This is a genomic window from Blautia sp. MSK17_66 (assembly GCF_020538025.1).
In the GTDB taxonomy this organism is placed as follows: domain Bacteria; phylum Bacillota; class Clostridia; order Lachnospirales; family Lachnospiraceae; genus Blautia_A.
On record NZ_JAJBNQ010000002.1, the window covers coordinates 184621 to 195818 of the forward strand.

Sequence of the window (11198 nt, forward strand, 5' to 3'; positions counted from 1 at the left end):
TATATTCAAATGCTTTCCGAAGTACTTTTTACACTGCAATTATAATGGAAGAAAGCGATTTGTCAACCCTTGTCCTTTCAAAAAAGCATACAAATAAATTCATCTGTCCAAACAAAAAATTTGAATTTTTTTCGAAAAAAATTATTGACATCCTGATTTTTTTGTGTATACTACATCACATAAGCAACGGCGCTTTGGATGATAATTCCAAGGCGCCTTTTTTGTTTATCTGAAGATTTTATTTGAAAAAATTTAGATTAATGGAGAGTTGAAAGGAGATTTTATTATGGCACAGAGCATTCCTGAAATCTACGGCAGCCTTGTTTTTAACGACAAGATCATGCGTGAAAAATTACCGAAAGACATGTACAAGGCACTGAAAAAAACAATTGAGAACGGTACACATCTCGAACTTGATGTTGCCAACTCTGTTGCAGTTGCCATGAAAGAATGGGCACTTGATCATGGAGCTACCCATTATACTCACTGGTTCCAGCCAATGACAAACTTCACCGCAGAAAAACATGACAGCTTCATCTCCCCGACAGGTGACGGACAGGTGATCATGGAGTTCTCCGGTAAAGAACTTGTAAAAGGTGAACCGGATGCATCCAGTTTCCCGTCAGGCGGTCTTCGTGCTACTTTCGAAGCCAGAGGATATACCGCATGGGATCCTACTTCACCGGCATTTATCAAGGATCGTACCCTTTATATTCCAACTGCATTCTGCTCCTACAGCGGAGAAGCGCTGGACAAAAAGACTCCTCTTCTTCGTTCCATGGACAGTCTGAGTAAAGAAGCACTCAAGGTTCTTCGTCTTCTTGGAAACACAGATGTAAAACATATTGATACTACTGTAGGACCGGAACAGGAATACTTCCTGGTGGACAAAGACCTCTATAATAAGAGAAAAGACCTGATCTTCTGCGGACGTACTCTGATCGGTGCTCCGGCTCCAAAGGGACAGGAAATGGAAGATCATTACTTCGGAACTCTGAAACCTCGTGTGTCTGCCTATATGCATGATCTGGACGAAGAACTCTGGAAACTTGGCATCCCGGCAAAGACAAAACACAACGAGGTTGCTCCTGCTCAGCACGAACTGGCTCCTGTATTTGATACAACAAACGTGGCTGTCGACCACAACCAGCTTACTATGGAAATCATGAAAAAAGTAGCTGCCAAACACAATATGGTATGCCTGCTTCATGAAAAACCATTCGAAGGAATCAACGGAAGTGGTAAACATAACAACTGGTCCATGAGCACAAACACAGGTGTAAACCTTCTCGATCCAGGCAAAACACCTGCCGAAAACACACAGTTTCTGGTATTCCTTGTAGCAGTTATCAAAGCAGTCGATGATTATGCAGATCTTCTTCGTATCTCTGTTGCAAGTGCCGGAAATGATCACCGTCTTGGTGCAAATGAAGCTCCACCGGCAGTCGTTTCTATCTTCCTTGGAGATGAACTTACAGAGGTTCTCAAGGCTATTGAAAACGATGAATTCTTTGTCGGACATGGTGCCGTTCAGATGGATATCGGTGCAAAGGTTCTTCCTCATTTTGTGAAAGACAATACCGACAGAAACCGTACTTCACCATTTGCATTTACCGGAAACAAGTTCGAATTCCGTATGCTTGGATCATCTTCTTCCGTAGCAAATCCGAATATCATTCTCAATACTGCAGTTGCTGAAGTCTTAAGACAGTTCTATGATGAACTCAAAGATGTTGCTGCAGATGAAATGGAAAAAGCAGTCCATGAACTGCTCAAAAAGACCATTTCCGAACATAAACGTATCATCTTTAACGGCAATGGTTATACAGATGAATGGCTCGCAGAGGCAGAAAAACGTGGGCTTTACAACCTGGTATCCACTCCGGATGCACTGCCGCATTTCGTTGATGAAAAGAATGAAAAGCTTCTCATCGACCATCATATCTTTACACATGCAGAGCTTCATTCCCGTTATGAGATCAAGCTTGAGAACTATGTAAAGACACTTCATATCGAGGCAGGTACTCTGGTTGAGATCATCCAGAAAGATCTTCTTCCGGCAGTTACTACATACATGGAAAAACTTGCTCAGACTGCTGCCCTTAAGAAGTCTGTCGTTCCAGATATCTCCGTATCCACAGAAGCCAAACTTCTTACAAAACTGACAGAGCTTTCTGAGGCAATGATCAAGGATCTTGACAGACTGAAAGAAGATACAGCAATGGCTGAATACGAAGTCGACAAAGATCTGCTCAAGAGTGCAAAACTCTATCAGAGTGTCGTACTTGACGATATGGAAAAAGTCCGTATTTCTGCTGATGCAGCAGAAGCTCTGATCCCGGATGATATTCTTCCATATCCTACTTATGGAAAACTGTTATTCTCTATCTCTGACTGAGATAAAGGAATTCAGTTATAACAATTTCACACTGGTAAAACCAGGGGATATCTTATAAAACATGAATCCTTCATAATTCATTATCGATTTCCTCATCCATCCATTAATCACACGATACGGATATCCCCTGTTTTACATATACTGATTCGTAAAGGCGCGAAAATGATGAAATTTCATTCTCGTGCCTTTTTTGAATACTGATACTATACTAACTTAGTCAACTTTTAGGGAAAGAGAGGTAACTTTATGGACTATTCATCAGTAAACACAATCTGGGTACTTTTGGGTGCCGCACTCGTTTTCTTTATGCAGGCTGGTTTTGCAATGGTAGAAACTGGTTTCACCAGAGCAAAGAATGCCGGTAACATTATCATGAAAAACCTTATGGACTTCTGCATCGGTACTCCTACTTTCTGGATCGTCGGATTCGGAATCATGTTTGGAGCCGGAAACGGATTCTTCGGAAGAATCGGAGGAATTGCTTCAGAAGCAAACTATGGATCTTCTATGCTTCCTGACGGAGTTCCGTTCTGGGCATTTCTTATCTTCCAGACCGTATTCTGTGCAACCTCCGCTACGATCGTATCCGGAGCCATGGCAGAACGTACTAAATTTTCTTCTTATTGTATTTACAGCTTCCTGATCAGCCTGATCGTCTATCCTGTGTCCGGTCACTGGATCTGGGGCGGCGGTTTCATCAGCCAGATGGGATTCCACGATTTTGCAGGTTCCTGTGCAGTACATATGGTCGGCGGTGTCGCAGCATTTATCGGTGCGATCATCCTCGGACCTCGTATCGGTAAATATTCAAAGAGTGGCAAATCCAAAGCCATTCCGGGACATAACCTTACTGTCGGTGCCTTAGGTGTATTTATCCTCTGGTTCTGCTGGTTCGGATTTAACGGTGCTTCCACTGTCAGCATGGAAGGGGATGCCATCGTAACTGCAGGTAAAATTTTTGTGACTACAAACCTTGCTGCTGCTGTTGCAACAGTAACTGTACTTATCATCACATGGGTGAGATACAAAAAACCTGATGTTTCCATGTCCCTCAACGGATCTCTTGCAGGTCTGGTTGCCATCACAGCAGGATGTGATACCGTTTCTCCTGCATCCTCAGCCATCATTGGTATTATTGCAGGCTTCGTTGTAGTATTTGGTATTGAATTTATTGACAAAGTTCTCAAGGTTGATGACCCGGTCGGTGCCGTTGGTGTTCATGGTTTAAACGGTGCTTTTGGTACTCTCGCTGTTGGTCTTTTCTCTGACGGAACAGGTACAGACTGGAAAGGTCTTCTGGTCGGCGGCGGCTTCCACGGATTTGGCGTACAGTTTATCGGCATGATCATCACCATCGCATGGGTTGCTGTTACTATGACAATTATCTTCCAGGTGATCAAACATACAGTTGGTCTTCGTGTAACTGCAGAGGAAGAAATCGAAGGTCTGGACTCCAAAGAACATGGTCTTACAAGTGCCTATGACGGATTTGTTGTACATGACACAATGACTGTACCTGCTCCTATGGGTGTTGCAAAAAACGCTCCTTCTGCAAATACTTCTGCAAATGTTGCTCCTGCCGAGGTTGCAGCTACTGTTCCGGAGCTCCCGAAGGAAGGTGTACATAAACTGACAAAGGTTGTCATCATTACCCGTCAGAGCAAGCTGGAAGAATTTATGCATGCAATGAATGAGATCGGTGTCACCGGTATCACGATCACAAACGTTATGGGATGCGGTGTACAGAAGGGTTCACGTTCCTACTACCGTGGTGTCGAGATGGATATGAACCTTCTGCCGAAAATCAAAATTGAAATCGTAGTCAGTCTTGTTCCGGTAAGAACCGTTATCGAAACAGCCAAGAAAACTCTTCATACCGGTCAATACGGTGATGGTAAAGTCTTCGTATACGACATCGAAAATGTTGTCAAGATCCGTACCGGTGAAGAAGGATTTGAAGCACTTCAGGATACTCAGCCACTGGAATAAACTTCCCCTGGCCGTATCAATAGATTTATTGATTTTCCTCAAAAAACGGCTCTTCTTTTTCTGTGTAGAAGAGCTGTTTTTATGTCTGTTTTCGTAACTATTCAGAAGGTAATATCCCGCGAGGCGTTTTGGCATGTTTTTTGCCAAAATCCCGAGACATATAAGGCAAAATGCCATCACCGAAGGTGATTTGGAATGCATTTTGACTCGTAACTGTGAGGGTACTGAACAGTTACCTGTTTTCTATTCTTCTCTTGTAAGCTTCGGAAGGTTCCAGCGGTAATGTGCTGCCAGATAACGGATCAGAACCACCACTGCAGAAGCTCCCACCATTGCTGCCACCGCACCGGAGTGCCGATACAGGATAACACAGACGATTGCACCGACGATTGAGGCACAGGCATAGATGTGACGCACCAGAATATACGGCGGGACACCTGCCATAACATCGCGAAGAAGCCCTCCCCCGACTCCTGTGACGGTACCAAGGAACACCAGAAGGAACGTATATTCCATGTAGCCATGAGAAATTCCTGTGTTCACCCCTACAACTGTAAAAATCCCAAGTCCGATCGAGTCCATGACCAGCATAACCTTGTCATAGGTTTCTCTGTTATGCCCCTGCAGAAGCTCCTTCTTAAGATACAGGATCGTAAAAACAATACAGGATGTGATCATTGCCACGATCGTATAGACCGGATGCTGGAACATGGCCGGCGGCACGATTCCGAGGATCACATCACGGACAGCACCTCCTCCGACTGCTGTTGTAACACCAAGCACGATCACCCCAAAAATATCCATCGCCCGGTCCACCGCAACCATTGCACCAGATGCCGCAAAGGCGACCGTCCCGACCATTTCCATCATAAATGTAATAAGCTGCTGATAATCCATAACTTCCCTCTCCCCCAATTTCTGCCTTATCATATCTTTCGAGTAACTCTTCACAGAAACTCCTTCGATACATTATTTCCATTATACTATACTTTCTTATTCTTGCAATTTAATATTACAAAATTTTTTATACTGTGAAATTTTTTGGCATCCATCTTTTGACTGATCTGTGCTAAAATATAAACCAGATTCAGATTCTATTTTACAGATCATGGAGGATTGTCATGCAAGTTATCAGTATAAAAGATTTTTCAGAAATCCGGATTGGAAATGCGCAGAATATCACTGGTGGGACAGGCTGCACCGTTATCTTAAGTGAAAACGGAATGTGTGCCGGACTGGATGTACGCGGCGGCGGTCCTGCTTCAAGAGAGAGTGAACTTCTTAAGCCTCTTGCCAGTGCCCAGGAAATCCATGCCGTACTTCTTGGTGGAGGCAGTGCCTTCGGTCTGGATGCAGCCGGTGGAGTCATGCAGTTTCTGGAAGAAAAAGGGATTGGTTTTGATGTCGGTGTGACCAGAGTACCGCTTGTCTGTCAGTCGGATATTTTTGACCTGACTGTAGCTGATCCTCGCTGCCGTCCGGATCAGGCAATGGGGTATAAGGCCTGTGAGAATGCCTATCTCAACAATTATCAGGACGGAAATTTCGGGGCAGGTACCGGAGCAACTGTCGGCAAATTCAGAGGAATGGATTTCTGCATGAAATCCGGCATCGGAAGCTATGCGCTGCAGATTGGTGAACTGAAGGTCGGTGCCATCGTCGTTGTGAATGCCCTTGGCGATATCTGTGACTATCATAACGGACAGATCGTCGCAGGCATGCTCTGTGATGACCGGAAATCTTTTGCAGATTCATCAAAGCTTCTCTATCAGTCCTTTGAAGTCCATGAAAACAAATTTACCGGAAATACCACGATCGGTGCCATCATCACCAATGCACAGTTTGACAAGAGCCGTCTCTGCAAGATTGCCTCGATGGCACACAATGGTTATGCCCGTTCCATCCGTCCGGTACACACCTCTGCGGACGGCGACAGTATCTACGCTCTTTCTGTTGGAAATGTATCCGCAGACTGTGATATGGTCGGCACACTCGCCGCTGATGTCATGTCAGAAGCAATTCTTGCAGCTGTCAGAAGCGCAGAAACTGCCTACGGTTATCCTGCCGTCAGAGATCTGTTGTAAACAACTATTGTAACGACTTTTCTTTTCCCTGAACGCTATAATACTATAGAAAGCCATACAAAAGGATCATGGCAGTAATCCTTCTGTATGGCTTTACTATGGCAAAATTTTGATTTACTAAGTATGTTTTTGATTCACAGGGTTTATTTAATAAAACTTACATGTTTGCAGATTTCTTCTACTGCTTTGTCTTTTCTCTGATTGAAAATAACTTTATTCTCTTCAAAGAGGTTACGTCCTTCTGTATCAATGGATACGATCAGCGGTCCGAATTCTTTGACACGGCAGTGCCACAGTGTCTCCGGCATTCCAAGATCTCTCCACTGAGCATCTACGATCTCTTCAACTTCAGTGGCTGCTACAACAGCGTTTCCAGCAGGGAATACACAGTGGATCGCACCGAATTCTTTACATGCACGTTCTGTGTTTTCTTTCATTCCACCTTTACCGATGATGACACGAACGCCTGTCTCCCTTACAAATTCATATTCAAATTTTTCCATACGCATACTGGTTGTCGGTCCTACAGATACCATTTCGAACTTGTCATCTTCCAGCGGACGAATGATCGGACCAGCATGGAAAATAGCTGCATCTCTTACATTTACCGGAAGTTCGCGGCCTTCTTCAACAAGACGTCTGTGTGCAACGTCACGACAGGTTGTCATGCTTCCATTTAAGTATACGATATCTCCTGCATGGATATCTTTCAGATCTTCTGCTGAGATCGGTGTTGTCAGAATTTTCTTTCCATCTTTCATTTCCAGCATTATAAAGTCACCCCCGAATGTGTTGTGATTGTGTAGTTAAGGTCTTTATCAAAGATGATGTGTCCACGTCTGTGGGACCAGCATCCAACATTTACAGCTACTCCGATAGTGGATGGATGTCTTGCTGTGTTTTCAATATGAACACCCATTACGGAGTATTTACCACCCATACCCTGTGGTCCAAGGCCAATTGCATTGATACCGTCTTCGAGCAGTTTTTCCATAGATGCAGCTCTCTCGTTTTCATTGTGGCTTCCAAGTGGTCTCATAAGTGCTTTCTTGGAAAGCAGGGCGGCAGTCTCTACAGATGTTGCAACTCCAACACCTACAAGAAGTGGCGGGCAGGCATTTAAGCCATAAGATGTCATAACATCCATAACAAATTTTGTTACACCTTCATAACCTTCACCTGGCATCAGGACCATAGCTTTTCCCGGAAGAGTACATCCGCCGCCAGCCATGTATGTGTAAATTTCACATTTGTCGCTGTCCGGAACGATGTCCCAGAATACAGTAGGTGTTCCTTTACCAACGTTCTTACCTGTGTTGTACTCATCAAAGGTTTCTACGCTGTTGTGACGAAGAGGTGCTTCAAAAGTAGCTTTGACAACTGCTTCTTTGAGAAGAGCTTCCAGTTCACCGATCAGAGGGAAGTTTGTTCCGCATTTAACCCAGAACTGTAATACACCTGTATCCTGGCAGCTCGGTCTGTTGAGTTCTTTTGCAAGAACCTGGTTTTTCTGCATGGTCTGATAGATAACTTTGGAAAGCGGGCTGTCCTCTTTCTCTGCGAGTTCGTTAATCTTTTCTTTGATGTCGTCCGGCAGCACTTTACCAATATAGGAAACAAAGTTCGCCATATAAGTGGTAAGCTGCTCTACCTGTTCTTTCTTACCCATTTGTTTGTCCTCCTGGTTCATATAATTCTAAAGTTAATAATTGAGTTTAAATTTCTTTATCATCAAATTCCTCTCACGTTTCTCATTCTCACGGGAAGAACGGAAAAGCGATCGGAAGAATGATCATACTTACAACAGTTGCGATAATGATAAGCGGGAATCCGGATCTTACATAGTCCATAAACTTATATCCGCCTGCACCAACTACCATTGTATTTGCCGGCATTCCGATCGGTGTCGCATATGCACAGGAACCTCCGATCACACATGCCATCAGTACGGCTCTCGGGTCAGCTCCCATTCCCTGTGCGATAGACAGACAGATCGGAACCATAAGAGCGGTTGTCGCTGTGTTTGACATAAAGTTTGTCAGTGCGGCACAGAGAATAAATACTACAAAAGTCAGGATATATGGAGATGGATTTTCGCCAAGCGCTCCGATCACTTTACCGGCGATCAGCTCTCCTGCTCCTGTTTCCTGCAGTGCCGCTGCCAGAGAAAGAGTACCTCCGAAAAGGAAAATTGTCTTGAGATCAATGGATTTCAGTGCATCTTTCTCGGAAATAACTCCTGTAATGATCAGAAGCAGTGCTCCGATTCCACCGGAAATACATAATTTAATGCCAATTTTGTCTTCAAAGATCATCGCCAGCAGTGTCAGAACCAGAATGATCAGAGATAACCACTGTTTCCATACTGGAACGTTGCTGAAATCTTTTTCTGTGTCAAAGGCTCCCTCATCTTTTACATCATGATTTGGGAGAAGGCGGTATCCGATAGTCGCATAGAACAGAATACCTGCGATCAGAATTGGTAAACCTACAATTGCATATTCGAAAAATCCGAACTTCATGTCGATTTCCTGAAGTGCACTCTGTGCGATCAGATTTCCCGGTGCTCCGATCAAAGAAAGGTTACCTCCCATGGCAGCTGCAAATACCAGCGGCATCAGAAGACGTGATCTTTTGTATCCGGACTTTGCTGCGATACCGATGACTACCGGAATCAGAACTGCGGCCGTACCTGTATTGGATAACACACCACTCATGACACCTACGATCACCATAATTGCAATGATCAGCATTCTTTCTGTCTTTGCAAATTTTGTTACAATACCTCCAATCTTGTTTGCCATGCCTGTTTCAAATAATGCCCCACCTACGATGAACATGGAAACAAACAAAATGACATTACTGTCGATGAATCCTGCAAAAGCTGTTTTGACATCCAGAACTCCCGTCACTACAAGACCGATACAGACAATCATGGATGTAACTCCCAGCGGAATCTTTTCAAGTACGAACATGATTACCGCGAACAGGAGAAACAGCAGCGTAATTGTTGATGGACTCATTGCTACACCCTCCTACTTTTTCATTTTGTAACTTTGAGCAATCCCTCGGCCGATTTCATTACTGCTTTGTTATGCGTTTATTATATATGAGGTTTTCCATATTGTACATTTATTAAAACATATACACCCATAAGAAAAAGTTATTGAGTTTTTTGTATCAATAACCATTTCTTTTCGTTGCACATCTCATTTCGACATGCTATTATATATGATAATTTTGTAAATCACACTATAAAATATGGAGATCTTTTTATAATGAAATTAACTCAGTTAGAATACTTTTGTGTAGCCGCCAGATACCATAATATCACAAAAGCCGCAAAAGAACTTTTTGTAACCCAGCCTTCTATTTCCAATGCGATCAAGGCTCTGGAAGAAGAATTTGGCGTTAACCTGTTTTTCAGAAATAATAATAAACTGACACTCACACCAGAAGGAGAGATTTTTTATAAGAGTGCCGAGGAACTTCTCGCTCATGCAGACTCGGTAGAATCGGAATTTCACGAATTAAGAAAAAAAGTCACCCCAATACGAATCGGTATCCCTCCCATGCTTGGAACGATTTATCTGCCTGAATTATATCTGTCTCTGAATGAAAGTTTTCCAAATGTAGATCTTCGTCTTTTTGAATTTGGTTCTATTAAGGCATGTAATCTTGTTCTGGAAGAGAAACTGGATATCGCGATCGTCAATGCAGAACAGCCTTCCATTGATAAATGCAATTCACGCATTATCGATACGGAAGACCTGCTTTTCTGTGTCGCGCCAGATCATCCTCTGGCAGGTCAGAAAACTCTTCTTCTCACCATGCTTGCAGATGAGCCGCTGATTCTTTTTAACACAGATTCTGTACAGGTCATGACACTGACCAGACAGTTTAAAGCAGTGGGAGTAAATCCTCACATTATTCTGAACACCAGTCAGATCACAACTCTCATCAATATGGTAAAATCTGGACATATGGGAACTTTTTTGTACCGTTCTATTGTTGAAAAACATCCGGATATTGTCGGGATCCCGGTCATGCCATCTATTGAGCAGCGTATTGGTGTTATATGGAAAAAGGGAAAATATCAGAATACAACTACAGAAAAAGTGATCAAATTCATTGAGAATTTCTGAGAAGAGAACGTGAAAAAAGAACCGAAGACATCTGAAATGTCCTCGGTTCTTTTTAATAGCAGGGGATGAGAGAATCGAACTCCCACCAAAGGTTTTGGAGACCCCTATCATACCATTTGACCAATCCCCTATAAAGATATTTATCACATCTTCAAAACTACATACATGTTGACATTTAAGAATCATTTTAACCAAGCTTGTTGGTCAAGCCCTCACCCTATTAGTAGCAGTCAGCTCCATACGTTACCGTACTTCCACCCCTGCCCTATCAACCTCGTCGTCTTCAAGGGGGTTTACTCCTTTCGGATGGGATATCTCATCTTGAGGGGGGCTTCACGCTTAGATGCCTTCAGCGTTTATCCCTTCCGGGCTTGGCTACCCGGCTATAGACTTGGCAGTCTAACCGGTGCACCAGCGGCCCGTCCATCCCGGTCCTCTCGTACTAAGGACAGCTCCTCTCAGATATCCTACGCCCACGCCGGATAGGGACCGAACTGTCTCACGACGTTCTGAACCCAGCTCGCGTACCGCTTTAATGGGCGAACAGCCCAACCCTTGGGACCTACTACAGCCCCAGGATGC

8 protein-coding genes, 1 tRNA gene and 1 rRNA gene are annotated in these 11198 nt (G+C 43.7%); 4 read left to right on the top strand and 6 right to left on the bottom strand.

Annotation, left to right across the window (positions count from 1 at the left end; all coding sequences use genetic code 11):
• Window positions 1-286: 286 nt before the first annotated feature.
• Together LIR34_RS02150 and LIR34_RS02155 are read left to right on the top strand one after the other, a co-directional pair.
• On the top strand, window positions 287-2398 hold the full coding sequence (locus LIR34_RS02150) for a glutamine synthetase III family protein (protein WP_173901644.1): 2112 nt from the start codon (window positions 287-289) through the stop codon (window positions 2396-2398).
• Between the two features lie 246 nt (window positions 2399-2644).
• Entirely contained in the window at window positions 2645-4387 is a 1743-nt protein-coding gene (locus LIR34_RS02155; protein WP_173901643.1) for an ammonium transporter, read from the top strand.
• Window positions 4388-4630: 243 nt separating this feature from the next.
• Here LIR34_RS02155 and LIR34_RS02160 read toward each other — a convergent pair whose 3' ends face one another.
• A complete protein-coding gene (locus LIR34_RS02160) occupies window positions 4631-5284 on the bottom strand; it encodes a trimeric intracellular cation channel family protein (protein WP_161286051.1) in 654 nt (217 codons plus the stop codon).
• 224 nt (window positions 5285-5508) lie between these two features.
• Between LIR34_RS02160 and LIR34_RS02165 the strand changes: the two genes are divergently transcribed.
• Complete coding sequence (locus LIR34_RS02165) at window positions 5509-6471, top strand: P1 family peptidase (protein ID WP_173901642.1); 963 nt, start codon at window positions 5509-5511, stop codon at window positions 6469-6471.
• A gap of 143 nt (window positions 6472-6614) precedes the next feature.
• Here the strand turns inward: LIR34_RS02165 and ttdB are convergent, their stop codons facing one another.
• From ttdB to LIR34_RS02180, 3 genes are all read right to left on the bottom strand, one after another.
• Window positions 6615-7241: a L(+)-tartrate dehydratase subunit beta gene (gene ttdB, locus LIR34_RS02170; protein ID WP_161286047.1), complete on the bottom strand. Its 627-nt coding sequence runs from the start codon at window positions 7239-7241 to the stop codon at window positions 6615-6617.
• A complete protein-coding gene (gene ttdA / locus LIR34_RS02175) occupies window positions 7241-8140 on the bottom strand; it encodes a L(+)-tartrate dehydratase subunit alpha (RefSeq protein ID WP_161286048.1) in 900 nt (299 codons plus the stop codon). The genes ttdB and ttdA overlap by 1 nt, the downstream gene beginning before the upstream one ends.
• Before the next feature lie 88 nt (window positions 8141-8228).
• Window positions 8229-9494, bottom strand: coding sequence for an SLC13 family permease (locus LIR34_RS02180; protein ID WP_173901641.1), 1266 nt, complete (start codon window positions 9492-9494; stop codon window positions 8229-8231).
• Window positions 9495-9749: 255 nt separating this feature from the next.
• Here LIR34_RS02180 and LIR34_RS02185 point away from each other — a divergent pair, with 255 nt between their 5' ends.
• Entirely contained in the window at window positions 9750-10616 is an 867-nt protein-coding gene (locus tag LIR34_RS02185) for a LysR family transcriptional regulator (RefSeq protein ID WP_161286050.1), read from the top strand.
• 59 nt (window positions 10617-10675) lie between these two features.
• On the opposite strand, the gene LIR34_RS02190 is transcribed toward LIR34_RS02185, so the two are convergent.
• A tRNA-Trp gene (locus LIR34_RS02190) sits at window positions 10676-10746 on the bottom strand.
• Between the two features lie 70 nt (window positions 10747-10816).
• Window positions 10817-11198 (bottom strand): 23S ribosomal RNA (locus LIR34_RS02195); the annotation flags it as partial.